Below are 20,479 nucleotides of genomic sequence, written 5' to 3' on the forward strand. Positions count from 1 at the left end.
GCTCATGAACGCCAAAGAATTAATTACGCGCGTTATGGCGTTACAGCCCCAATTGATTGCGCAACTACAAAAGGCGTTAGCAAGTCAACAACTTGCTCACGCTTTTTTATTTACTGGACCAGCTGGTCGAGGGCAAGAATTAGTTGCGGATTGGCTAGCCATGCGCTTGATGTGTCAACATGTCACGCCTGATGGACAACCGGATGGTACATGTGATCAATGTCAGCGGATTATGCAACATGAACATCCCGATGTCATTGAGGTACAGCCCGATGGTAAAAGTATTAAGGTTGACCAAGTACGTTTTTTGAAGGATGAATTTGCAAAAACTGCTGTAGAAGGGCAACAAAAAATTTTCATTGTTGCAGGCGCTGATACGATGACGACTAGTGCTGCCAATGGCTTATTGAAGTTCATTGAAGAGCCAGCCCAAGGGCAAACAGCTATTTTGATTGCTGAAAATCGGTCGCAAATCTTACCGACAATTATTTCACGAACACAAGTGATTAATTTTTCAGCGGTGAGCGATGAACAGTTTAAAGAAGAATTGTTGGCGATGGGTTATACGGCAAAACAGATACCCTTGGTACAATCATTAACGGATAGTACAGTTGTTGCTGAAGAATGGTTGACTGACGATTGGTTTGAACATGCTACTCAGGCAACGATTGATTTAGTATCAACGATATTAAAGAATTCTGACCAAGCTTTTACTTTAGTGCAAACGGTTTATGTCCCATTGGCATTGGATGCGGCCCACAATAAAACCTTATTGATGATGTTGGCACAAGCTTGGCGCGATATACTATTGTTAAAAACAGGGGTGCAGGATAGTCGCTTTACAGATACATGGGCAAATGATGCCAAGCACTTTAAAACAGAAACGTTATTGGCTGTTATTAGCATCGTATTAGCAGCGCCACAACGCTTAGAAAAAAACATTAATTTCCAAACAACATTAGAAGCAACGATACTGGAAAGTCAATTTAAGTTAGCAGGTTTATCATGAAACAACAGAAGAGTTTTGGCAAACAGACGGACGGTACTTTGTATCTAGTACCAACACCCATTGGGAATCTTGGAGATATGACCAACCGTTCAATTCAAGTCATGCAAGCGGTGGATGTGATTGCTGCTGAAGATACGCGACATACACAACAATTGCTGAATCAGTTTGAAATTACAACGAAGCAAATCTCTTTTCACGAACACAATAAAGAAACACGCATTCCGGAATTAGTTGTGCGTCTTCAAGCAGGGGAGAGTATCGCGCAGGTGTCAGATGCGGGGATGCCGTCAATATCAGATCCTGGTCATGAATTGGTGAAAGCCGCCATTTTAGCTGATGTACCAGTCGTGCCTATTCCTGGGGCTAGTGCGGGTATCACAGCATTGATTGCGTCTGGATTGGCACCACAGCCATTTATGTTCTATGGATTTTTACCACGGAAACCAAAAGAACAATTGCGTGAGCTTGAGACACTAAGAAATCATCGGGAAACAATGATTTTTTATGAGGCGCCTCACCGTCTAGGTAAGACCTTACAGTCTATTGAAAAAGCATTTGGTGCTGATCGACAAGTTGTATTAGCTCGTGAGCTTACCAAACGTTATGAAGAGTTCTTGCGCGGAACGGTCGCAGAATTGGTTGTTTGGACAAACAACAATGAGGTGCGTGGTGAATTCGTGGTCCTTGTTGCTGGGAATGACGACGTACTTGAATCATCAGACGAAGATCCATTAGCTGAACTGTCAGCGGTTGATGCGGTTAAAGAGTTGGTAGCAAGTGGTTTGAAACCAACTGCTGCGATTAAAAAGATTGCGAAGCAACGGTCACTTGATCGCCAAGCGCTTTATTTAAAATATCAAGGAGAGAATAAATAATGGCTGTAGAATTCCGTATGCCACATGATGTGGTTTACTATGAAGCAGATGTCACCGGTAAATTGAGTTTACCAATGATTTATAATTTGGCAATTTTAAGTTCAACGCAACAAGCGATTGATTTGGAAATTGGACCAGAATATACCCATGCCAAGGGTTTGGGATGGATCGTATTACAACAACTTGTCACAATTAATCGGCGGCCAAAAGACGGTGAAACCATTACACTAACGACTAAAGCCAAGCAATTTAATCCTTTCTTTGCTAAGCGTGAGTATCGATTAATTGATTCCGATGGTAATGACCTTGTGATTATGAACGGTTTATTTTCAATGATTGATATGAATAAGCGAAAGTTAGCCCGTATTCCAAAGGATATGGCGGAAGCTTATCAGCCAGAACATGTTCGTAAAATCCCACGTGATCCTGAAGTAACACCCTTTGATGAAACGCGTGATACTGATTATGTACAAGAATATGAGGTCCGGTACTTAGATATTGATTCTAATCATCATGTGAATAATTCTAAATATGCTGAATGGATGAGTGATGTCCTACCAGTCGAATTTTTGACAAGTCATGAGCCAACAGCTATGAACATTAAGTACGAACACGAGGTATTACCTGGTAATAAAATTAAATCAGAAGTGCAACTTGTTGATAATGTCACAAAGCACCGGATTTGGTTTGGGGATGTGCTTTCAGCTGAAGCCACGATCGAGTGGACGGCAGCCAATAATTAGGCTAAACTAAAAGTAATTAAGACAATAAGGAGAGTTGACATGTCTGTATTAGTATTAGGGGGAGCTGGCTACATTGGTTCTCATATGGTAGCTACGTTACTAGCTGACCATCGTGATGTTGTCGTTGTTGACAATTTGTTAACGGGGCATCGTGCTTCAGTACCTGAGGGGGTGCCATTTTACGAAGTTGATATTCGTGATAAGGCAGCATTGACTGAAGTGTTTGAAAAAGAAAATATTGATCAAGTTGTTCACTTCGCAGCTTCTTCAATCGTACCGGAATCTGTTGAAAAGCCATTAAAGTATTTTGATAACAACGTGTACGGTATGATTAATTTGCTTGAAGTTATGTTGGACTTTGATGTGAAGCAAATTGTCTTCTCATCAACAGCTGCAACATATGGTGTGGCTAAGGAAAATCCTATTAAGGAAACAACGCCACAAAATCCAATCAATCCTTACGGTGAATCAAAGCTACAAATGGAGCACATTATGAAGTGGGCTGATCAAGCTTATGGATTAAAGTGGGTTGCTTTGCGTTACTTTAACGTTGCGGGAGCCAAGGCTGATGGTTCAATTGGTGAAGACCACCCAACTGAGACACATTTGGTACCAATCATTTTGCAAACGGCTTTGGGTCAACGTGAGAAGATCATGATGTTTGGCGATGACTACAATACGCCGGATGGATTTAACGTCCGTGACTATGTACATGTGATGGACTTGGCTGATGCGCATGTGTTGGCTTTGGACTACCTAGCTAAGGGTAATGAGTCAAATCAGTTTAACTTGGGATCTGCTAATGGTTTTTCAGTTAAGCAAATGGTTGAGGCTGCGCGTGAAGCAACTGGTCAACCAATTCCTGCTGAAGTTGCACCTCGTCGTGCTGGTGATCCTGATTCATTGGTTGCTTCGTCAGACAAGGCACGCGAAGTCCTTGGTTGGGAACCTAATTATGATGATGTGAAGGAAATTATTAGTACTGCTTGGAACTGGCATCAAACCCATCCAAATGGTTATGGTGATCGGTAAGTAGTAAACAATAGATCAATGTATGAAGTATCTTGAATCACCGTTCAAGTACAGAAGCATTGGTCTTTTTTTATTTAAGAAAGCTAACGGCATGCTAGAGTATTTGACGACGCGACGGACGGGTCTGATGTATGCATATACGGTTTGTGTTAGTTTGATGTATTTACTTGTGCTTAGTCAGTCGGAAGAAAAAATGCATATTGTTTTTTTCTTGATTCTGATTTGTTTTTTGCCATTGATGATTATTATTGACCTTGCATTAATTGGTCGAGAAATGTATCGACGATATAAGGAGTATAAGCAGGCACATTCATCTGAACCTTTATATCGTGAAAAATTATTGGATTACGTGACTGATTCATCCGCATGGCAAGTGCCAAACTATGTCATTTATTTGTTGCCAGTTATTATTGTGATTCAATGTATTAGTTTGATTTGGGTTAGACAGGCCATGGATGTTATTTTGGTTTGTGTGGTTATTATCTTAGGAATTTGGTTGTTTGTACGGCAATGGCGACAAAAGTGATATAAATAGCCTTACAACCGAATTCAACCCGCATTTGTTCACACTCTTCCTTGATTAGCAGTGTTGTTCTGTTAAAATTGCGGTAAAATAGGTATTAGTATTTCACAAGTAGAGGAGCTAGTTGATATGAAAACCATTGCTTTTGATACAAGCAATCAACCTTTGAGCGTTGCATTATTTGAAGATGATAATCTGATTGATCAACGTGAAACTAATGTACGCCGTAACCACTCAACCCAACTATTACCTTTTATTGATGAGTTGGTAAAACAAGCCAATTGGACACCACAAGATTTAGATAATGTCATTGTTAGTCAAGGACCAGGTTCATATACTGGGCTACGTATTGCAGTGACAACAGCTAAGACACTTGCCTTCACACTAAATATCTCATTAACAGATATTTCAAGCTTGGCGTTGTTAGCAGCTAATGTGGCAGATACGAATGCCGTCATTGTACCTATTATGGATGCTCGCAATCAAAACATCTATGCTGCGCAGTATCAGTGGGAGTCAGGACGTCTAGTTGTACGTCAGCCCGATAAACATATGAATATTGATAAACTGCATGCCGCATTAGAAACGATGCAACAACCAATTATTTTTGTTGGTGAGTGGCAACGTTTTGAAGACCAGTTACGTGAACTATTCCCAGCAGCAACGTTTGCGCAAGATAACTTGCCACATGCAGCTAATATGATGAGCTTAGCACAGGACAGTGCGAAGTTGACTGACATGAATGATATTCATCAATTTGTGCCAAATTATCATCGCCTATCACAGGCAGAAGCCGATTGGGCAAAGGCACATCCAGAGGATCAAGGTGGGCACGCCTATGTGGAAAAAGTTTAATCAATTAGTCCATTGGTGGGATAAGCCTGTATCAGAGGAGATGCGGGAATTTCGACAAAAAATTGTTATTAAAGATTTTGAATTTGATTTAATGCCAGCCAAGCACTCAGATTTAGAAGATATTATGGCGCTTGAGAAAGCTGCCTATAATGATATAGTTTTATGGCCGATGTCAGCATTTGCTGAAGAATTACGGCGAACGCGTGATCGGTTATATGTGATTGTACGTCAGCCTGAAACGGGTTCAATGGTGGCACTGATTGGGGCGGCTTTTCGTCCGGGTATCCATGAGGTCCACATTACCAATATTATGGTTACACCACATTGGCAAAGTCGAGGTGTAGGTACCTTTCTAGTGATGTACATGATGACGATTGCACAACAAATTAATTTTCATCGTATTTCCTTAGAAGTGCGTGTATCTAATAAACGGGCACAGGAGTTGTATGAACGATTGGGATTCCAAATTGTTCGTCGAAAAGCGCATTACTATGGCGAAGATGGTGGAGATGCATTTGATATGGCACAGATACTAGGAAATCAAATCGATAATGAACTTCTTATATAAACATGACATGACCGCCGAGCAGCTATATCAGCTCGCCGAAGCAGCATACCCAGCTGGTTCACCATGGCGACTAAAAACTTTTCAACAAGACCTAGAGAATGAGTATTCACATTATGTGGGGATGGTTGATCATGATCAGCTGATAGGCTTTGCCGGCGGCATTTATTTAGATGATGTTTTGGATATTAGCAATGTTGCTATCTTAAAAGAGCGGCAAGGCAAACATCTGGGAGAAATTTTATTGTGTGCTTGGTTTAATGAATTTTTTGATGGCACGAAGGTCCTGTTAGAAGTTCGGGCAAGTAATCAAGCAGCGCAGCAGTTGTATCAGCGTTTAGGCTTTAAGACTTATCGTCAACGAAAAGCATATTATAATTACCCTGTGGAGGATGCTGATCTGATGATGTTAGAGCTACCGATACAGGTAAAGGAGTAGAGCATGACAGAAACACGTTATATCATGGCATTTGAGTCAAGTGCTGATGAAACGAGTGTGGCAATAATAAAAAATGGTGATGAAATCGTTAGTTTAGAGACAGCGACACAAATCAAAAGTCATCAAAGGTTTGGGGGGATTGTTCCCGAAGTTGCGAGTCGTCACCATATCGAACAGGTAACTATTTTAGCTGATGCAGCACTGGAAGATGCTCAGTTAACATACAGTGATTTAACTGCTATCGGTGTAACACAGGGGCCCGGATTAGTAGGCGCTCTGTTGATTGGGGTCACAGCCGCAAAGACAATCGCCTGGGCACATCAATTGCCGCTAGTGCCAGTATTACACCTGGCTGGTCATATTAGTGCAGCTAATTTCGTGGCACCTATTCAATATCCTGCACTTGCGTTGATGGTATCTGGTGGCCATACAGAGTTGGTTTTGATGCGCGAAGAGTACGATTACGTCGTCATTGGCGATACACGAGATGATGCTGCTGGTGAAAGCTATGACAAGGTTGGCCGGACAATGGGGCTAAAATACCCAGCTGGTAAGACTTTGGATAACATGGCTCATCGCGGTAAGCCTAACTATAAGTTACCACGTGCCCTGATTGATGACGGTGATTATGACTTTTCTTTCTCAGGGCTAAAAAGTGCGGTCATTAATTTGATGCATAACGCTGACCAACGTGGTGAAACTGTTAATCATGATGATTTAGCAGCTTCTTTCCAGGAAGCAGTGGTCGATGTGCTAGTAAGTAAAACATCGCAGGCATTAGACCATTATCAGGTAAAGTCATTTATTGTTGCTGGTGGGGTCGCAGCTAACCGTGGTTTGCGAGATGCGTTGACCGAAATGATGGCACAACGATCAAACATTGCATTTATTCCGGTACCTATTAAATTAGCTGGTGATAATGCAGCGATGATTGGTGCAGCTGTTGATATTGCTTATCGTCATGGTAAACGTGGCGATTGGACGTTAAATGCCAATCCTGCGCTTGAGTTTGAATATGAAGATGAATAAATAATAAAAACGACGTTCAGCCAATTGACTGAGCGTCGTTTTATGTTAATAATTACTTTTCTACTATATAAGTGTCTTTAATTTGCACGTTCTAATAATGCTTCGCTAATAGCCACTAACGTATCCTTTGATTCACCCTCTGGCAATTGCGATAAGTAATCCAATGCTTTTTCAGTGTATTCGCTGGCTAAGTCGGTTGCTTCATCAACCGCACCAGAAGCAATAACCATATCACGTAATTGGATAGCCTCTTCATTGGTGATGCTTTCCTTCTTCGCTAAAAGCTTTTGAATCTCAGGTTTATTTTGCATAGCAATGATCAATGGGGCAGAATAGACCCCCTCACGAACATCTTGTAGAGTTGGTTTGCCTAAGTCTGTTGTGGTTGATTGGTAATCTAAAATATCATCTAAAATTTGAAAAGCCATGCCAACATTGTAGGCAAAGTCGGTCACTAAGTTAACGAATTCTTCAGGAGCGTCACCATTTGTCGCACCTAATTTCGCAGAAAGTACAAACAAAGCGGCTGTCTTACCAGCGATTTGTTCTTTATAATCGGCTAATGTCATATGACGATCATAATGATTAGTACGCTGGGTAAGTTCGCCAGTTAAAATGTCTTCTAGTAATTTCGTTGATTGACGAACGACTGTCATGTCGTCAGTATGAAAGGCTAGTGTTTTGAAGGTCGCAGCAAACAGATAGTCACCAGCGTATGCTGCGATATCTTTGCCAAATTTTGATTGTATGCTTGGCGCATGTCGTCGTTCTGGTGAATCATCAATAATATCATCGTGAACAAGCGTTGCCGTGTGGAGCATTTCAATTGAGGCAGCAATATGTTTTAGTTTTGAAGCATTACCGGGGTAGAATTGCCCGATAATAATTACGAACGCTGGTCGTAGCATTTTGCCGCCAGCGCGGAACATATCCAATAATGCCTTCTCAACTTCTTTATCATTTGCCTTTAATGAGTCCTGGATAATAAATAACACATCTTGGAGTTCTTTTTGAACTGATGGAAATCTTTCCCACATTTTGTGGATTTGCGTAAGTGATTGTTTCATTAATTTGGAATTCCTTAAATCTACTATATTGTGTAACATCAATTGACATAACGTCTTTTAAACTATCATCTATTATATATGAAAAAAAGCGAATCGACAGACGAAATTTAATCTATAAAAAATAATTAACAATCATGAGAGTTTATATTGGTATTTGGTTTTTAAATTGTGTATGATGAATGACGTTGTGATACAAAAAACAGATCAAAAATTGTTTGAAAAAAATAAACAAAATGCTTGCGTATCAAGCATGACTGCTGTATCATAATCAAGTACGCGAAATGTGGGACACACATAAATGTGTCTCGCATATTGGCGTGCCATTGACGAGCAATGATGTGGGAGGTTGCGACACACCCGGCAGCATTGCCACAAGGCCCATTGCCATGGAGCCTTGTGGGGCGTGTCGGTAGTTTCCACGGAGTTAGTTTCATATTCCAATATGGACGAAGGGAGAATTTATATCATGGCAAATAAGAAAATTCGTATCCGTTTAAAGGCTTACGAGCACAAGATCTTGGATTCATCAGCTGAAAAGATCGTTGAAACGGCAAAGCGTACAGGTGCTGAAATTTCAGGTCCTATTCCATTGCCAACGGAACGCACGGTCTACACAGTTTTGAGTTCACCTCACAAGCACAAGGATGCACGTGAGCAATTCGAATTGCGTACTCACAAGCGTTTGATCGACATCATGAACCCAACTGCTAAGACAGTCGATGCATTGTCAAAGTTGGAATTGCCAAGTGGTGTTGATATCGAAATTAAGTTGTAATTCTTATAGCTTAGATTATAGATAATCAATTTGCCTGGTTATGCATTTAACTAACCAAAAATATTAGATTTACTATTTGAAAAGGAGATAGTCATGACTACTAAGGGTATCTTAGGCCGCAAAGTCGGCATGACTCAGGTATTCACTGAGACTGGTGAACTTATCCCTGTAACAGTTGTTGAAGCTACGCCAAACGTTGTTCTTCAAGTTAAGACTTTGGAAAATGACGGTTACAACGCACTTCAATTGGGTTACCAAGATAAGCGCCAAGTTTTGAGCAACAAACCTGAGCAAGGTCACGTTGCCAAAGCAAACACGACCCCTAAGCGCTACATTCGTGAAATCCGCGATGCTGAGGGAGAATTCAATGTTGGGGATGAAGTTAAGGTTGATATCTTCGCCGCTGGTGAAGCTGTTGACGTAACTGGAATTACGAAGGGTCATGGTTACCAAGGTAACATCAAGAAGGATGGCCAAGCTCGTGGACCTATGGCTCACGGTTCTCGTTACCACCGTCGTCCTGGTTCATTGGGTGCCATTATTAACCGCGTCTTCAAGGGTAAGAAGTTGCCTGGACGCATGGGTAACCGTAAGCGTACTGTACAAAACTTGCAAGTTGTTCGCGTTGATGTAGAAAACAACGTGATCTTGGTTAAGGGTAATGTTCCTGGTGCCAACAAGTCACTTGTTACTGTTAAGTACTCAAAAAAAGCTAAGTAATAAGGACGAAGGGAGGAAATAATCATGACTAAGGTTGCTTTGTTTAAGCAAGATGGTTCAAATGCCGGTGATATTGAATTAAACGATTCAGTATTTGGTGTAGAGCCAAACAACAATGTCATTACGGATGCCGTATTGATGCAACGCGCTTCAATGCGTCAAGGTACACATGCTGTAAAGAACCGTTCAGCGGTTTCTGGTGGTGGAAAGAAGCCTTGGCGTCAAAAGGGTACAGGTCGTGCCCGTCAAGGTTCAATCCGTTCACCACAATGGCGTGGCGGTGGAATTGTCTTCGGACCTACACCACGTTCATATGCCTACAAGATGCCTAAGAAGGCTTACCGTTTGGCATTGAAGTCAGTGTTGTCACAAAAGGTTTTGGATTCTTCATTGGTTGTTGTTGATGCATTGTCATTCGACGCACCAAAGACTAAGGAATTTAAGGCAGTTTTGAACAACTTAAACGTAAATGAAAAGACGTTGGTTGTCTTGGACGATGATAATGCTAATGCAGCACTAGCAGCACGTAACTTAGAAAACGTGACTGTTATGACTGCTAAGGGTGTTAACGTGCTTGACGTAATCAACAACGATAAGTTGGTTGTAGTTCAATCAGCTTTGGCACAAGTTGAGGAGGTTTTGGCATAATGGACGCACGCGATATCATTTTGCGCCCGGTCATCACTGAACAAACGATGAGCGTTTTGGATGAAAAGCGTTACACGTTTGAAGTTGATGTTCGCGCCACTAAGCCACAAGTTAAGCGTGCTGTTGAAGAAATTTTCGACGTTAAAGTTGAAAAGATCAACACTGCTAACGTACGTGGTAAGTTGAAGCGTCAAGGACGCTTTGCTGGTTACACTAAGAAGCGTAAGAAGGCAACTGTTACGTTGTCTGAAGCTTCAAAGGACATTCAATTGTTCAACGAAAACTAATTAGGAGGAAATTAGCGTGGCTATCAAGAAGTACAAGCCAACCTCTAACGGTCGTCGTAATATGACGTCTTCAGATTTTTCTGAAATCACTAAGACGACGCCTGAAAAGAGCTTGTTGGAATCAAAGTCAAACACTGGTGCTCGTAACTCATACGGTCACATGACTGTACGCCATCGTGGTGGTGGACACAAGCGCCAATACCGTATTATCGACTTCAAGCGTACTAAGGATGATGTACCAGCTAAGGTTGTTGCGATCGAATATGATCCAAACCGTACTGCAAACATCGCTTTGCTACAATACACTGATGGTACTAAGGCATATATCTTGGCACCTAAGGGCTTGGAAGTTGGTATGACAGTTCAATCTGGAGAAGATGCTGATATTAAGTTAGGTAACTCATTACCATTATCAAAGATTCCTGATGGAACTCAAATTCACAATATCGAATTAAAGCCTGGTCATGGTGGACAACTTGTCCGTTCAGCTGGAGCATCAGCTCAAGTGCTAGGTAAAGAAGGAAAGTACGTACTAGTTCGCCTACAATCAGGTGAAGTTCGTATGATCTTGGCAGTAAACCGTGCCACAGTTGGAGTTGTTGGAAACGAACAACACTCATTGATCAGCTGGGGTAAGGCTGGTCGCCGTCGTTGGAAGGGTCAACGTCCACACGTTCGTGGATCTGTAATGAATCCTAACGATCACCCTCATGGAGGTGGTGAAGGAAAGGCTCCTGTTGGAATGCCATCACCATTGTCACCATGGGGTAAGAAGACAGCTGGTAAGAAGACACGTAACGAAAAGGCACGTTCATCAAAGTTTATCGTTCGTAGCCGTAAGAACAAGTAAAAATAGATTCCAGCTATTATAAGTTTTTAAAAAACGAGAGGAGGACCTCAAAATGGGTCGTAGCCTAAAGAAGGGGCCATTTGCTGATGCTTCTTTGTTAAAGAAGGTCGAAGAGGCTAATGCTTCAGATAAGCATACTGTCATCAAGACATGGTCACGTCGCTCAACGATTTTCCCAAGTTTCATCGGATTAACTTTTGCAGTTTACGATGGTCGTAAGCACATGCCAGTTTTGGTACAAGAAGACATGGTTGGTCACAAACTTGGAGAGTTCGTTCCTACGCGTACGTTCCGCGGACACGCAGCAGACGATAAAGCAACTATTCGTAAGTAATTAGGAGGACAATACAATGGCTGAACAAATCACGTCAGCACGCGCCACGGCCAAACTCGTTCGTGTCGCTCCACGTAAGGTCCGCCAAGTGCTTGACCAAGTTCGTGGTAAGTCTGTGGCTGAGGCATTTGCAATTTTGCAATTCTTGCCAAACCACAGCTCAGAAAATGTATACAAAGTGTTGAACTCAGCAGTAGCAAACGCTGAGAACAACTTCTCATTAGATCGCGAAGATTTGGTAGTGGCTGAAGCCTTTGCAAACGAAGGACCAACGTTAAAGCGTTTCCGTCCACGTGCTAAGGGATCAGCTTCACCAATCAACAAGCGTACAAGCCACATTACTATTGTGGTAAAAGAAAAGTAAGGAGGGTTGAGTCATGGGTCACAAAATTAACCCAGCTGGTATGCGTGTCGGTATCATCCGCGACTGGGATGCCAAATGGTACGCAAATAAGAAGGACTTCGCAACAACTTTGCACGAAGATTTAAAGTTGCGTGAGTACATCGAAGCTAAGTTGGCTGAAGCATCAATTTCACGTGTTGAAATTGAGCGTACTGCTAACCGTGTAAATATCTCAATCCACACTGCTAAGCCAGGTATGGTTATTGGTAAAGGTGGATCTGAAGTTGATGCATTGCGTAATGAGCTTGCAAAGCTTGTTGCCAAGGGTGAACGTGTTCACATCAACATCATTGAGATCAAGAAGCCTGATTTGGACGCCCAATTGGTAGGCTCACAAATTGCAGCAGACTTGGTTCGCCGTGTGGCTTTCCGTCGTGCAATGCGTAGTGCTATCCAACGTGCAACTCGTGCTGGTGCCAAAGGTATCAAGACACAAGTTTCTGGACGTTTGAATGGTGCAGATATGTCTCGTGTTGAACAATATACAGAGGGTACAGTGCCTTTGCACACATTGCGTGCAGACATTGACTACTCATGGAATGAGGCAGAGACTACTTACGGTCAAATCGGAGTTAAGACTTGGATTTACCGTGGTGATATTTTGCCAGAGATAAAGTCAGAAAAGAAGCAAGGAGGCGAGTAACATGCTAGTTCCAAAGCGTGTAAAGTACCGTCGACCACACCGCGGTAAGATGCGTGGTGAGGCTAAAGGTGGTAAGACAGTAGCTTTCGGAGATTTCGGTTTACAAGCTACTGAGTCACACTGGATTACAAACCGTCAAATCGAGGCTGCTCGTATTACTATGACGCGTTACATGAAGCGTGGTGGTAAAGTATGGATTAAGATTTTTCCACACTTGTCATACACTTCAAAGGGTGTTGGTGTTCGTATGGGTAACGGAAAAGGTACCCCAGAAGGCTGGGTAGCACCTGTAAAGCGCGGCAAGGTTATGTTTGAAGTCGGTGGTGTTCCTGAAGAGGTTGCCCGTGAAGCCTTGCGTCTTGCATCTAACAAGTTGCCAGTTAAGACTAAGGTCTTGGCTCGTCAAGTGGAGGGTGAATAATGAAGATCAAGGATCAAAAAAATGAAATCAAGGGTCTCAGCCAAGCTGAGCTGGTTGCCCAAGAAAAGAGCTACAAGGAAGAGTTATTTAATTTGCGTTTCCAATTAGCTACAGGTCAACTTGAGAACACGGCGCGATTGTCAGAAGTACGTAAGCAAATTGCCCGTATCAAGACGGTCATTCGTCAACAAGAATTGAACAAGTAGACTAAGAGAGGAGACCGTTCGTTATGACTGAAGCTCGTAACACACGTAAGACTTACCAAGGCCGCGTGGTTTCAGATAAGATGGATAAGACAGTGACTGTTGCAATCAACACTTACAAGAACCACCCAGTTTACGGTAAGCGTGTTAAGTACACGAAAAAGTTTAAGGCTCACGATGAGAACAACGAAGCTAAGACAGGTGATTTGGTACGTATCATGGAGACGCGCCCAACGTCAGCTACAAAGCGCTTCCGTTTGGTAGAAATCGTCGAGAAGGCCGTTATTATCTAATCGTTTAATCTCGAATATTACCAATAACGGAAGGAGGACAAAATCGTGATTCAACAAGAAAGTCGTTTAAAGGTTGCTGATAACTCAGGTGCACGCGAAATCTTGACTATCAAGGTATTAGGTGGATCTGGTCGTAAGTTCGCTGGAATCGGTGACATGGTTGTTGCAACTGTTAAGCAAGCTATTCCTGGTGGAAATGTTAAGAAGGGTGACGTTGTTAAAGCCGTTATCGTTCGTACTGCTGCTAGTACTCACCGTACTGATGGTTCATACATCAGTTTCGATGAAAACGCCGCTGTTATCGTTAAAGATGACAAGAGCCCTGTAGGTACTCGTATCTTCGGACCTGTTGCGCGTGAATTGCGTGGCAATGATTACATGCGTATTGTGTCATTGGCACCTGAAGTATTGTAATTACCATCATTAAATCAAGGAGGAAGCCTCGCATGTTTGTGAAGACTGGTGACAAGGTTAAGGTTATCGCCGGCAAGGACAAGGGTAAGGAAGGCGTAGTTGTAAAGACTATTTCATCACAAGACCGTGTCGTTGTTGAAGGTGTCAATAAGGTTAAGAAGCACCAAAAGCCTAATAACCAATACCCACAAGGTGGTATTGTTGAGCTTGAAGCTCCAATCCACGTTTCAAACGTACAATTGCTTGACCCTTCTACTAACGAACCAACCAAAGTTGGTTACAAAGTTGAAGATGGTAAGAAGGTACGTTTCGCTAAGAAGTCTGGAAAGACTTTGGCATAATTTTCTAGGTGAAAGGAGGAAATCATTATCATGGCAAATCGCTTGAAAGAAAAGTACGTCAATGAAGTTACACCTTCATTGGTTGAGAAGTTTGAGTATTCATCAATCATGCAAGCACCTAAGATCGAAAAGATCGTGCTTAACATGGGTGTTGGTGACGCTGTTTCAAACTCAAAGAACTTGGATGAAGCTGTTGCTGAATTGGAATTGATTGCTGGTCAAAAGCCAGTTATCACTCGTGCAAAGAAGTCAATCGCTGGCTTCCGTTTGCGTGAGGGTATGGCAATCGGTACAAAGGTTACTTTGCGTGGTGAGCGTATGTACGACTTCTTAGATAAGTTGATCAACGTTTCATTGCCACGTGTTCGTGACTTCCGTGGAGTTTCACCAAAGGCTTTTGATGGCCGTGGAAACTACACATTGGGAGTACGTGAGCAACTTATTTTCCCAGAAATCGATTATGATAAGGTTAATCGTGTTCGTGGTTTGGATATCGTTCTTGTAACGACTTCAAACACCGACGAAGAAGCTCGTGAATTGCTTACTCAAATGGGTATGCCTTTCTCAAAGTAATCAACACTGATTTACAGTAATTAATAATAGGAGGCAAATATCAATGTCAATGACTGACCCAATTGCAGATTTCTTGACTCGCATTCGTAATGCGAACATGGTTCGCCACGACTCAGTTGAAGTACCTGCATCAAAGATCAAGAAGGACATCGCCGAGATCTTAAAGAGTGAAGGCTTTGTTCGTGACGTTGAATACATTGAAGATGACAAGCAAGGTGTCATCCGCGTTTTCCTTAAGTACTCTGCTGACAAAACACGTGTAATCTCAGGTTTGAAGCGTATTTCAAAGCCTGGTTTGCGTACATACGTTAAGTCAGATGATGTACCTAAGGTATTGAACGGCTTGGGTGTTGCAATCATCTCAACTTCTGAAGGTGTTATCACCGATAAAGAAGCTCGCGCCAAGAAAATTGGTGGCGAGGTATTGGCTTACGTCTGGTAAAAATAAAATTTAAACAAGGAGGTGTCAACCAATGAGTCGTATTGGTTATAAGGCCATCACATTACCCGCAAATGTTGAAGTAACAAGCGATGGTGATGTTGTTACTGTCAAGGGTCCTAAAGGTGAATTATCACGTTCACTTGCCCATGAGATCAATTTGACTGTTGATGGAACTCAGGTTTCATTCACTCGTCCATCAGATGATGTTCGTATGAAGGCACTTCACGGAACTACTCGTGCCATTGTTAACAACATGGTCGAGGGTGTTTCAAATGGTTTCAAGAAGACCTTGAAACTAGTCGGTGTTGGATACCGTGCCGCAAAGCAAGGCGACAAGCTTGTTTTGAACGTCGGTTACTCACACCCAGTAGAATTTGAAGCTCGTGAAGGCTTAACAGTTGAAGTTCCTGACGCAAATACGATTACAGTTGAAGGAATCAGCAAGCAATTTGTTGGTGATTTCGCAGCTGAAATCCGTGCCGTACGTTCACCTGAACCATACAAGGGTAAGGGTATTCGTTACGAAGATGAATACGTTGTACGTAAGGAAGGTAAGACTGGTAAGTAAGCTTAAGCCCTGTGCTTAAAGTCGTACGCAACGTTACGATTTACTTATGAGTATATCTTTCAAATAATAAAAAAGAGGTTACGAACATGATTACGAAGTCAGACAAGAACAAAGTGCGTCAACACCGACACACTCGCGTTCGTGGCAAGATTTCTGGTACTGCTGAGCGCCCACGCTTGAACGTTTACCGTTCTAACAAGAACATCTACGCGCAATTAATTGATGACGTAGCGGGTGTGACGCTTGCTAGTGCCTCAACATTGGACAAGTCAATCGAAGCTGCTCCAAAGACAGAACAGGCAGCTAAAGTTGGTGCTTTAATCGCAGAGCGCGCAAAGGCAGCTAACGTTGAAGTTGTTGTATTTGATCGTGGTGGTTACTTATACCACGGTCGTGTACAAGCTTTGGCAGAAGCTGCTCGCGAAACTGGCTTGAAGTTCTAAGGGAAGGAGGAAAGAAAACATGGCATTTATCGATGCAAATAAGCTCGGTGAGCTTGAAGAAAACGTTGTAGCCATCAACCGTGTTACCAAGGTTGTTAAAGGTGGACGCCGTTTGCGTTTCGCTGCTTTGGTAGTAGTTGGTGACCGTGACGGACATGTTGGTTTTGGTACTGGTAAGGCGCAAGAAGTTCCTGAAGCAATCCGTAAGGCTGCTGAAGATGCAAAGCGCAACATTATTAGTGTACCTACTGTTGGTACAACCCTTCCTCACTCTATTTTGGGTGTCCACTCGGGTGGCCGTATCTTATTGAAGCCCGCCGTTGAAGGATCTGGGGTAGCAGCAGGTGGTGCTGCTCGTGCCGTTTTGGAATTGGCCGGAGTTGCTGATGTGACTGCAAAGTCATTAGGTTCAGCTACGCCAATCAACGTTGTACGCGCAACTTTCGATGCAATCAACTCATTGAAGAACGCTGAAGAAGTTGCTGATTTGCGTCAGGTCTCATTAGAGCACTTGGCAGATTAAGGAGGCAGAACATGGCTGAACAAGTTAAAATTACTCTTGTAAAGAGTGCTGCCCACCGTTTGCCAAAGCAACGTGCAATTGTGGAAGCCCTTGGATTGAACAAGGTGCGTTCATCAGTTGTATTGCCTGACAACGCAGCAACGCGTGGTGCAGTGTTTAAGATTGCTCACTTGGTTACGGTTGAAGTAGTTAAGTAAGAGCTCAATAATTAGATTGCATTGAAGGAGGTAAAACCCTAATGAAGCTAAATGAACTTCAAATGCCTGAAGGCGCACGTAACGTTCGCAACCGTGTTGGACGTGGTGAATCATCAGGTAATGGTAAGACTGCGGGACGTGGTCAAAAAGGTCAAAAGGCTCGTGGTAAGACACGTCTAGGATTCGAAGGTGGACAAATGCCTTTGTTCCGTCGTATTCCAAAGCGTGGATTCACGAACATTAACCGTAAAGAGTATGCTGTTGTCAATCTTGATGTGTTAAACCGCTTCGATAATGGTACTGAAGTTTCACCAGCAATGTTGGTTGAAGCCGGTATCGTTAAAAGTGAGTTGAACGGCGTTAAGATCTTGGCTAATGGTCAATTAGACAAGTCATTGACTGTTAAGGCTAACAAGTTCTCAGCATCAGCAACCGCAGCTATCGAAGCTGCTGGTGGTAAAGCTGAGGTGATCTAATGCTGAAAACCGTGCTCAATTCATTAAAAGAAAAAGACATTCGTAAGAAATTATTTTTCACTTTATGGATTTTAATTGTTTACCGATTAGGTGCCTACATTACTGTGCCGGGTATTAACACGGCAGCACTGACTGAGGTAGCAAATTCTGGGCTCGGCAGCATTTTGAATATGTTTAGCGGTGGTGGACTAACAAATTACTCATTGTTTGCAATGGGGGTTTCACCATACGTTACTGCACAAATCGTGGTACAGCTCCTACAAATGGATATTGTGCCACGATTTGTTGAATGGTCGAAACAAGGTGAAGTTGGACGGCGTAAGTTGAACCAAGTCACCCGGTGGTTGACCATTGGTCTAGCTTTTGTCCAATCTATTGGAATAACGGCTGGATTTAACCAACTTAGCCAGGTTAATCTGGTAAAAACACCAAATACTGAGACTTACTTATTGATCGGATTCATCTTAACTGCTGGTACAATGTTATCAGTTTGGTTGGGTGAGATGATCACTGAACGTGGTCTTGGTCAAGGTGTTTCAATGTTGATTTTTGCTGGTATAATTGCGCGTTTGCCAGCAGGTATTTATCAATTATTTAAGGAACACATTCTACAAGGTGACGATCCAGCGCGTGGATGGGCATTCTTGGTAGGTTTGATGATTATCTTTGTGGTTGTCATTGCTTTTGTTACTTGGTTTAACCAAGCTATTCGTAAAGTTCCTATGCAATATACACGCCGTTCAGTAGGATCAGGAAGTTCTTCTTACCTACCATTGCGTATTAATATTGCAGGTGTGATTCCAGTTATCTTTGCGTCATCTCTATTGGTGACGCCACAAACAATTTTGCAAGCTTTTGCAACTAAGTTTGCGGATGCAAGTTGGTATAATACAGTTATGCAATACCTTTCAATCGAAACGATGCAAGGTGGTATTGTTTACACATTACTAATTGTCTTGTTTACATTCTTCTATGCGTTTGTTCAGGTTAACCCTGAAAAGGTGCAAGAGAATTTGCAAAAGCAGGGTAGTTATATTGTGGGCGTCTGGCCTGGACCATCAACTGAAAAGTGGATGTCAGGTCTACTGATGCGTTTGTCAGTGGTCGGCGCTTTGTTCCTAGGATTTGCCGCTTTAGCACCAATCCTAGCGACGCATGTCTTTGGGTTGGATAGTAACCTTGCTATGTCAGGAACGTCAATCTTGATTGTCATCGGAGTGGCAATTGACTTGATTCGCCAACTTGAAGGATTGATGATGAAGCGGCAGTATGTTGGATTTATTCGAGAAGGAGTCGAAGCAAAATGAGTTTGAACATCATGTTGTTGGGTTTGCCAGGTGTTGGTAAAGGAACCCAGGCTGCAAAGATCGTAGAGAAGTACAACTTGCCACACATCAGTACGGGTGATATGTTCCGTGCGGCAATGGCCAACGAAACTGAGCTTGGTATGAAGGCAAAGTCTTTCATGGATGCTGGTGACCTAGTTCCTGACGAAGTTACTAACGGTATCGTTGCAGAGCGCTTAGATGAAGAAGATACGAAGCCAGGATTCATCCTAGATGGATTCCCTCGTAACTTAGAGCAAGCACATGCATTGGAAGATATGTTAAGCAAAGAAGGTCGTTCATTGGACGCCGTCCTTTACTTTACTGCTGATACGCAAGTGTTAGTTGACCGTATGATGGCGCGTGGACGTGCGGACGACACGCCTGAAGTGATTAAGAATCGCTTGGACGTGAATGGAAAACTTACTGAGCCAATCGCAGATTTCTATGCTGAAAAAGGCATTCTGCATAAGATTGATGGTGCTCATGAGTTGGACACCGTGTTCGCAGATGTAAAGAAGTTACTTGATAGTTTGGAGAACAACTAATTATAGTGCAGATTTTGCTGTTCAAGGTAAAACTATTGTGTTATAATAACTTGTTACGTTCTCCAATGTCACAACTAAGGAGGCAGCAACGTGGCCAGTGATGTTATTGAAATTTCTGGTGTGGTAAAGGAAACTTTGCCTAATGCCATGTTTACCGTTGAACTGGAAAACGGCGCAGACATCTTAGCACACGTTTCTGGTAAGATTCGGAAGAATTTTATTCGTATTTTGCCTGGAGATCGTGTAACAGTTGAGATGTCGCCATATGATTTGACGAAGGGCCGTATTACATACCGGTTTAAGTAAGCAAGTCATACAAAAAATTCAAGGAGGTAAATATCATGAAGGTTCGTCCATCAGTTAAGCGTATGTGCGACAGCTGCAAGGTTGTCAAGCGTAATGGTCGTGTAATGGTGATTTGCTCTGCAAACCCAAAGCACAAGCAACGTCAAGGTAAGTAATTCTTACTGACGTTTTAAATTTATTTATTATTATATAGAAGAAGGAGGTAATCGTAATGGCTCGTATTGCTGGTGTTGATTTGCCTCGCGATAAGCGTATCGTGATCGCATTAACATATGTATATGGAATCGGTAATTCTACTGCACAAAAAGTTTTGGCAGAAGCAAAGGTTTCTGAAGATGTCCGTGTTCGTGACTTAACTCCAGACCAAGAAGACGCTATCCGTGCCGTCGTTGATGGTATTAAGGTAGAAGGTGACTTGCGTCGTGAAGTTACAATGAGCATCAAGGGATTGCAAGAAATCAATTCATACCGTGGTATCCGTCACCGTAAGGGGTTGCCAGTTCGTGGACAACACACGAAGAACAATGCTCGTACGCGTAAGGGCCCAGCTGTTTCAATTGCTGGTAAGAAGAAGTAAGTTTAAACTAATTGGAAAGGAGATAACTTGAT

General features: G+C 42.5%; 35 protein-coding genes. 34 read left to right on the plus strand and 1 reads right to left on the minus strand.

What is annotated here, in order from left to right:
* The first annotated feature begins 4 nt into the window (after positions 1-4).
* From holB to tsaD, 9 genes are all read left to right on the plus strand, one after another.
* The gene (holB, locus tag FFM62_RS04305) at positions 5-1,009 is read left to right on the plus strand and encodes a DNA polymerase III subunit delta' (protein ID WP_115471018.1); all 1,005 of its coding nucleotides are present in this window, start codon (positions 5-7) and stop codon (positions 1,007-1,009) included.
* Positions 1,006-1,884: a 16S rRNA (cytidine(1402)-2'-O)-methyltransferase gene (gene rsmI / locus FFM62_RS04310; protein ID WP_115471019.1), complete on the plus strand. Its 879-nt coding sequence runs from the start codon at positions 1,006-1,008 to the stop codon at positions 1,882-1,884. The genes holB and rsmI overlap by 4 nt, the downstream gene beginning before the upstream one ends.
* Complete coding sequence (locus FFM62_RS04315) at positions 1,884-2,627, plus strand: acyl-[acyl-carrier-protein] thioesterase (protein WP_115471020.1); 744 nt, start codon at positions 1,884-1,886, stop codon at positions 2,625-2,627. Before rsmI ends, FFM62_RS04315 begins: the two co-directional genes overlap by 1 nt.
* Positions 2,628-2,666: 39 nt before the next feature.
* Positions 2,667-3,659: a UDP-glucose 4-epimerase GalE gene (gene galE, locus FFM62_RS04320; RefSeq protein WP_115471021.1), complete on the plus strand. Its 993-nt coding sequence runs from the start codon at positions 2,667-2,669 to the stop codon at positions 3,657-3,659.
* 91 nt (positions 3,660-3,750) lie between these two features.
* Positions 3,751-4,185: a hypothetical protein gene (locus FFM62_RS04325; RefSeq protein WP_115471022.1), complete on the plus strand. Its 435-nt coding sequence runs from the start codon at positions 3,751-3,753 to the stop codon at positions 4,183-4,185.
* Positions 4,186-4,311: 126 nt separating this feature from the next.
* Entirely contained in the window at positions 4,312-5,037 is a 726-nt protein-coding gene (gene tsaB / locus FFM62_RS04330) for a tRNA (adenosine(37)-N6)-threonylcarbamoyltransferase complex dimerization subunit type 1 TsaB (protein ID WP_115471023.1), read from the plus strand.
* Positions 5,021-5,605, plus strand: coding sequence for a ribosomal protein S18-alanine N-acetyltransferase (gene rimI / locus FFM62_RS04335; RefSeq protein ID WP_115471024.1), 585 nt, complete (start codon positions 5,021-5,023; stop codon positions 5,603-5,605). Before tsaB ends, rimI (FFM62_RS04335) begins: the two co-directional genes overlap by 17 nt.
* On the plus strand, positions 5,589-6,041 hold the full coding sequence (gene rimI, locus FFM62_RS04340) for a ribosomal protein S18-alanine N-acetyltransferase (protein WP_115471025.1): 453 nt from the start codon (positions 5,589-5,591) through the stop codon (positions 6,039-6,041). Before rimI (FFM62_RS04335) ends, rimI (FFM62_RS04340) begins: the two co-directional genes overlap by 17 nt.
* Positions 6,042-6,044: 3 nt before the next feature.
* Positions 6,045-7,070, plus strand: a complete 1,026-nt coding sequence (gene tsaD / locus FFM62_RS04345) for a tRNA (adenosine(37)-N6)-threonylcarbamoyltransferase complex transferase subunit TsaD (RefSeq protein ID WP_115471026.1) — start codon at positions 6,045-6,047, stop codon at positions 7,068-7,070.
* Between the two features lie 77 nt (positions 7,071-7,147).
* On the opposite strand, the gene FFM62_RS04350 is transcribed toward tsaD, so the two are convergent.
* Positions 7,148-8,137, minus strand: coding sequence for a polyprenyl synthetase family protein (locus FFM62_RS04350; RefSeq protein ID WP_240005911.1), 990 nt, complete (start codon positions 8,135-8,137; stop codon positions 7,148-7,150).
* A 466-nt stretch (positions 8,138-8,603) separates the two neighbouring features.
* Between FFM62_RS04350 and rpsJ the strand changes: the two genes are divergently transcribed.
* From rpsJ to rpsM, 25 genes are all read left to right on the plus strand, one after another.
* Complete coding sequence (gene rpsJ / locus FFM62_RS04355) at positions 8,604-8,912, plus strand: 30S ribosomal protein S10 (RefSeq protein ID WP_115471028.1); 309 nt, start codon at positions 8,604-8,606, stop codon at positions 8,910-8,912.
* A 93-nt stretch (positions 8,913-9,005) separates the two neighbouring features.
* Positions 9,006-9,632 (plus strand): 50S ribosomal protein L3, encoded by a 627-nt coding sequence (gene rplC / locus FFM62_RS04360; RefSeq protein ID WP_075270322.1) that lies wholly within the window; start codon positions 9,006-9,008, stop codon positions 9,630-9,632.
* 24 nt (positions 9,633-9,656) lie between these two features.
* Positions 9,657-10,280 carry a 50S ribosomal protein L4 gene (gene rplD, locus FFM62_RS04365; RefSeq protein ID WP_075270321.1) on the plus strand — a complete coding sequence of 208 codons (624 nt, stop codon included), beginning with the start codon at positions 9,657-9,659 and terminating at the stop codon, positions 10,278-10,280.
* Entirely contained in the window at positions 10,280-10,567 is a 288-nt protein-coding gene (rplW, locus tag FFM62_RS04370) for a 50S ribosomal protein L23 (protein WP_115471029.1), read from the plus strand. The genes rplD and rplW overlap by 1 nt, the downstream gene beginning before the upstream one ends.
* 16 nt (positions 10,568-10,583) lie before the next feature.
* The gene (rplB, locus tag FFM62_RS04375) at positions 10,584-11,417 is read left to right on the plus strand and encodes a 50S ribosomal protein L2 (RefSeq protein WP_115471030.1); all 834 of its coding nucleotides are present in this window, start codon (positions 10,584-10,586) and stop codon (positions 11,415-11,417) included.
* 52 nt (positions 11,418-11,469) lie between these two features.
* The gene (gene rpsS, locus FFM62_RS04380) at positions 11,470-11,751 is read left to right on the plus strand and encodes a 30S ribosomal protein S19 (protein ID WP_075270318.1); all 282 of its coding nucleotides are present in this window, start codon (positions 11,470-11,472) and stop codon (positions 11,749-11,751) included.
* A gap of 16 nt (positions 11,752-11,767) precedes the next feature.
* Positions 11,768-12,115 (plus strand): 50S ribosomal protein L22, encoded by a 348-nt coding sequence (gene rplV, locus FFM62_RS04385; RefSeq protein WP_075270317.1) that lies wholly within the window; start codon positions 11,768-11,770, stop codon positions 12,113-12,115.
* 13 nt (positions 12,116-12,128) lie between these two features.
* On the plus strand, positions 12,129-12,797 hold the full coding sequence (gene rpsC, locus FFM62_RS04390) for a 30S ribosomal protein S3 (RefSeq protein WP_115471031.1): 669 nt from the start codon (positions 12,129-12,131) through the stop codon (positions 12,795-12,797).
* Between the two features lies 1 nt (position 12,798).
* The gene (gene rplP / locus FFM62_RS04395) at positions 12,799-13,218 is read left to right on the plus strand and encodes a 50S ribosomal protein L16 (protein WP_075270315.1); all 420 of its coding nucleotides are present in this window, start codon (positions 12,799-12,801) and stop codon (positions 13,216-13,218) included.
* Complete coding sequence (rpmC, locus tag FFM62_RS04400; RefSeq protein WP_075270314.1) at positions 13,218-13,424, plus strand: 50S ribosomal protein L29; 207 nt, start codon at positions 13,218-13,220, stop codon at positions 13,422-13,424. The genes rplP and rpmC overlap by 1 nt, the downstream gene beginning before the upstream one ends.
* Before the next feature lie 23 nt (positions 13,425-13,447).
* On the plus strand, positions 13,448-13,714 hold the full coding sequence (gene rpsQ, locus FFM62_RS04405; protein WP_075270313.1) for a 30S ribosomal protein S17: 267 nt from the start codon (positions 13,448-13,450) through the stop codon (positions 13,712-13,714).
* A gap of 45 nt (positions 13,715-13,759) precedes the next feature.
* Positions 13,760-14,128: a 50S ribosomal protein L14 gene (gene rplN / locus FFM62_RS04410; RefSeq protein ID WP_075270312.1), complete on the plus strand. Its 369-nt coding sequence runs from the start codon at positions 13,760-13,762 to the stop codon at positions 14,126-14,128.
* 32 nt (positions 14,129-14,160) lie between these two features.
* Positions 14,161-14,469, plus strand: coding sequence for a 50S ribosomal protein L24 (gene rplX / locus FFM62_RS04415; RefSeq protein ID WP_075270311.1), 309 nt, complete (start codon positions 14,161-14,163; stop codon positions 14,467-14,469).
* Between the two features lie 30 nt (positions 14,470-14,499).
* Entirely contained in the window at positions 14,500-15,042 is a 543-nt protein-coding gene (gene rplE, locus FFM62_RS04420; protein ID WP_075270310.1) for a 50S ribosomal protein L5, read from the plus strand.
* A 43-nt stretch (positions 15,043-15,085) separates the two neighbouring features.
* The gene (gene rpsH, locus FFM62_RS04425; RefSeq protein WP_075270309.1) at positions 15,086-15,484 is read left to right on the plus strand and encodes a 30S ribosomal protein S8; all 399 of its coding nucleotides are present in this window, start codon (positions 15,086-15,088) and stop codon (positions 15,482-15,484) included.
* Between the two features lie 31 nt (positions 15,485-15,515).
* On the plus strand, positions 15,516-16,052 hold the full coding sequence (gene rplF, locus FFM62_RS04430) for a 50S ribosomal protein L6 (RefSeq protein ID WP_115471032.1): 537 nt from the start codon (positions 15,516-15,518) through the stop codon (positions 16,050-16,052).
* Between the two features lie 86 nt (positions 16,053-16,138).
* Positions 16,139-16,495, plus strand: a complete 357-nt coding sequence (gene rplR, locus FFM62_RS04435; RefSeq protein ID WP_115471033.1) for a 50S ribosomal protein L18 — start codon at positions 16,139-16,141, stop codon at positions 16,493-16,495.
* Positions 16,496-16,514: 19 nt separating this feature from the next.
* Positions 16,515-17,018, plus strand: a complete 504-nt coding sequence (gene rpsE, locus FFM62_RS04440) for a 30S ribosomal protein S5 (protein ID WP_075270306.1) — start codon at positions 16,515-16,517, stop codon at positions 17,016-17,018.
* Between the two features lie 11 nt (positions 17,019-17,029).
* The gene (gene rpmD / locus FFM62_RS04445; RefSeq protein ID WP_075270305.1) at positions 17,030-17,215 is read left to right on the plus strand and encodes a 50S ribosomal protein L30; all 186 of its coding nucleotides are present in this window, start codon (positions 17,030-17,032) and stop codon (positions 17,213-17,215) included.
* Between the two features lie 41 nt (positions 17,216-17,256).
* Complete coding sequence (rplO, locus tag FFM62_RS04450; protein ID WP_115471034.1) at positions 17,257-17,691, plus strand: 50S ribosomal protein L15; 435 nt, start codon at positions 17,257-17,259, stop codon at positions 17,689-17,691.
* Positions 17,691-18,998, plus strand: a complete 1,308-nt coding sequence (gene secY, locus FFM62_RS04455; protein WP_115471035.1) for a preprotein translocase subunit SecY — start codon at positions 17,691-17,693, stop codon at positions 18,996-18,998. Before rplO ends, secY begins: the two co-directional genes overlap by 1 nt.
* A complete protein-coding gene (locus FFM62_RS04460) occupies positions 18,995-19,564 on the plus strand; it encodes an adenylate kinase (protein WP_115471036.1) in 570 nt (189 codons plus the stop codon). The genes secY and FFM62_RS04460 overlap by 4 nt, the downstream gene beginning before the upstream one ends.
* Positions 19,565-19,654: 90 nt before the next feature.
* Entirely contained in the window at positions 19,655-19,870 is a 216-nt protein-coding gene (gene infA, locus FFM62_RS04465; protein WP_002827967.1) for a translation initiation factor IF-1, read from the plus strand.
* Between the two features lie 35 nt (positions 19,871-19,905).
* A complete protein-coding gene (gene rpmJ / locus FFM62_RS04470; RefSeq protein WP_040760535.1) occupies positions 19,906-20,025 on the plus strand; it encodes a 50S ribosomal protein L36 in 120 nt (39 codons plus the stop codon).
* 56 nt (positions 20,026-20,081) lie between these two features.
* The gene (rpsM, locus tag FFM62_RS04475; protein ID WP_075270301.1) at positions 20,082-20,447 is read left to right on the plus strand and encodes a 30S ribosomal protein S13; all 366 of its coding nucleotides are present in this window, start codon (positions 20,082-20,084) and stop codon (positions 20,445-20,447) included.
* Positions 20,448-20,479: the final 32 nt, after the last annotated feature.

Origin of the sequence: Weissella thailandensis (genome assembly GCF_005405465.1) — a bacterium.
In the GTDB taxonomy this organism is placed as follows: domain Bacteria; phylum Bacillota; class Bacilli; order Lactobacillales; family Lactobacillaceae; genus Weissella; species Weissella thailandensis.

Excerpts from the sequence above, each read along its gene's own strand:
- rplC (WP_075270322.1), top strand. The coding sequence starts at position 9,006 with ATGACTACTAAGGGTATCTTAGGCCGCAAAGTCGGCATGACTCAGGTA.
- FFM62_RS04315 (WP_115471020.1), top strand. The coding sequence starts at position 1,884 with ATGGCTGTAGAATTCCGTATGCCACATGATGTGGTTTACTATGAAGCA.
- rplE (WP_075270310.1), top strand. The coding sequence starts at position 14,500 with ATGGCAAATCGCTTGAAAGAAAAGTACGTCAATGAAGTTACACCTTCA.
- FFM62_RS04350 (WP_240005911.1), bottom strand. The coding sequence starts at position 8,137 with ATGAAACAATCACTTACGCAAATCCACAAAATGTGGGAAAGATTTCCA.
- rpsM (WP_075270301.1), top strand. The coding sequence starts at position 20,082 with ATGGCTCGTATTGCTGGTGTTGATTTGCCTCGCGATAAGCGTATCGTG.
- rplV (WP_075270317.1), top strand. The coding sequence starts at position 11,768 with ATGGCTGAACAAATCACGTCAGCACGCGCCACGGCCAAACTCGTTCGT.
- rpmJ (WP_040760535.1), top strand. The coding sequence starts at position 19,906 with ATGAAGGTTCGTCCATCAGTTAAGCGTATGTGCGACAGCTGCAAGGTT.
- rplD (WP_075270321.1), top strand. The coding sequence starts at position 9,657 with ATGACTAAGGTTGCTTTGTTTAAGCAAGATGGTTCAAATGCCGGTGAT.
- rpsS (WP_075270318.1), top strand. The coding sequence starts at position 11,470 with ATGGGTCGTAGCCTAAAGAAGGGGCCATTTGCTGATGCTTCTTTGTTA.
- rpsQ (WP_075270313.1), top strand. The coding sequence starts at position 13,448 with ATGACTGAAGCTCGTAACACACGTAAGACTTACCAAGGCCGCGTGGTT.
- rpsE (WP_075270306.1), top strand. The coding sequence starts at position 16,515 with ATGGCATTTATCGATGCAAATAAGCTCGGTGAGCTTGAAGAAAACGTT.
- rplW (WP_115471029.1), top strand. The coding sequence starts at position 10,280 with ATGGACGCACGCGATATCATTTTGCGCCCGGTCATCACTGAACAAACG.
- galE (WP_115471021.1), top strand. The coding sequence starts at position 2,667 with ATGTCTGTATTAGTATTAGGGGGAGCTGGCTACATTGGTTCTCATATG.
- rpsJ (WP_115471028.1), top strand. The coding sequence starts at position 8,604 with ATGGCAAATAAGAAAATTCGTATCCGTTTAAAGGCTTACGAGCACAAG.
- rsmI (WP_115471019.1), top strand. The coding sequence starts at position 1,006 with ATGAAACAACAGAAGAGTTTTGGCAAACAGACGGACGGTACTTTGTAT.
- rimI (WP_115471024.1), top strand. The coding sequence starts at position 5,021 with ATGTGGAAAAAGTTTAATCAATTAGTCCATTGGTGGGATAAGCCTGTA.
- FFM62_RS04460 (WP_115471036.1), top strand. The coding sequence starts at position 18,995 with ATGAGTTTGAACATCATGTTGTTGGGTTTGCCAGGTGTTGGTAAAGGA.
- tsaB (WP_115471023.1), top strand. The coding sequence starts at position 4,312 with ATGAAAACCATTGCTTTTGATACAAGCAATCAACCTTTGAGCGTTGCA.
- rpmD (WP_075270305.1), top strand. The coding sequence starts at position 17,030 with ATGGCTGAACAAGTTAAAATTACTCTTGTAAAGAGTGCTGCCCACCGT.
- FFM62_RS04325 (WP_115471022.1), top strand. The coding sequence starts at position 3,751 with ATGCTAGAGTATTTGACGACGCGACGGACGGGTCTGATGTATGCATAT.
- rplF (WP_115471032.1), top strand. The coding sequence starts at position 15,516 with ATGAGTCGTATTGGTTATAAGGCCATCACATTACCCGCAAATGTTGAA.
- rplX (WP_075270311.1), top strand. The coding sequence starts at position 14,161 with ATGTTTGTGAAGACTGGTGACAAGGTTAAGGTTATCGCCGGCAAGGAC.
- rplR (WP_115471033.1), top strand. The coding sequence starts at position 16,139 with ATGATTACGAAGTCAGACAAGAACAAAGTGCGTCAACACCGACACACT.
- rplO (WP_115471034.1), top strand. The coding sequence starts at position 17,257 with ATGAAGCTAAATGAACTTCAAATGCCTGAAGGCGCACGTAACGTTCGC.
- secY (WP_115471035.1), top strand. The coding sequence starts at position 17,691 with ATGCTGAAAACCGTGCTCAATTCATTAAAAGAAAAAGACATTCGTAAG.
- tsaD (WP_115471026.1), top strand. The coding sequence starts at position 6,045 with ATGACAGAAACACGTTATATCATGGCATTTGAGTCAAGTGCTGATGAA.
- rplP (WP_075270315.1), top strand. The coding sequence starts at position 12,799 with ATGCTAGTTCCAAAGCGTGTAAAGTACCGTCGACCACACCGCGGTAAG.
- rpsH (WP_075270309.1), top strand. The coding sequence starts at position 15,086 with ATGTCAATGACTGACCCAATTGCAGATTTCTTGACTCGCATTCGTAAT.
- rpsC (WP_115471031.1), top strand. The coding sequence starts at position 12,129 with ATGGGTCACAAAATTAACCCAGCTGGTATGCGTGTCGGTATCATCCGC.
- holB (WP_115471018.1), top strand. The coding sequence starts at position 5 with ATGAACGCCAAAGAATTAATTACGCGCGTTATGGCGTTACAGCCCCAA.
- rimI (WP_115471025.1), top strand. The coding sequence starts at position 5,589 with ATGAACTTCTTATATAAACATGACATGACCGCCGAGCAGCTATATCAG.
- rpmC (WP_075270314.1), top strand. The coding sequence starts at position 13,218 with ATGAAGATCAAGGATCAAAAAAATGAAATCAAGGGTCTCAGCCAAGCT.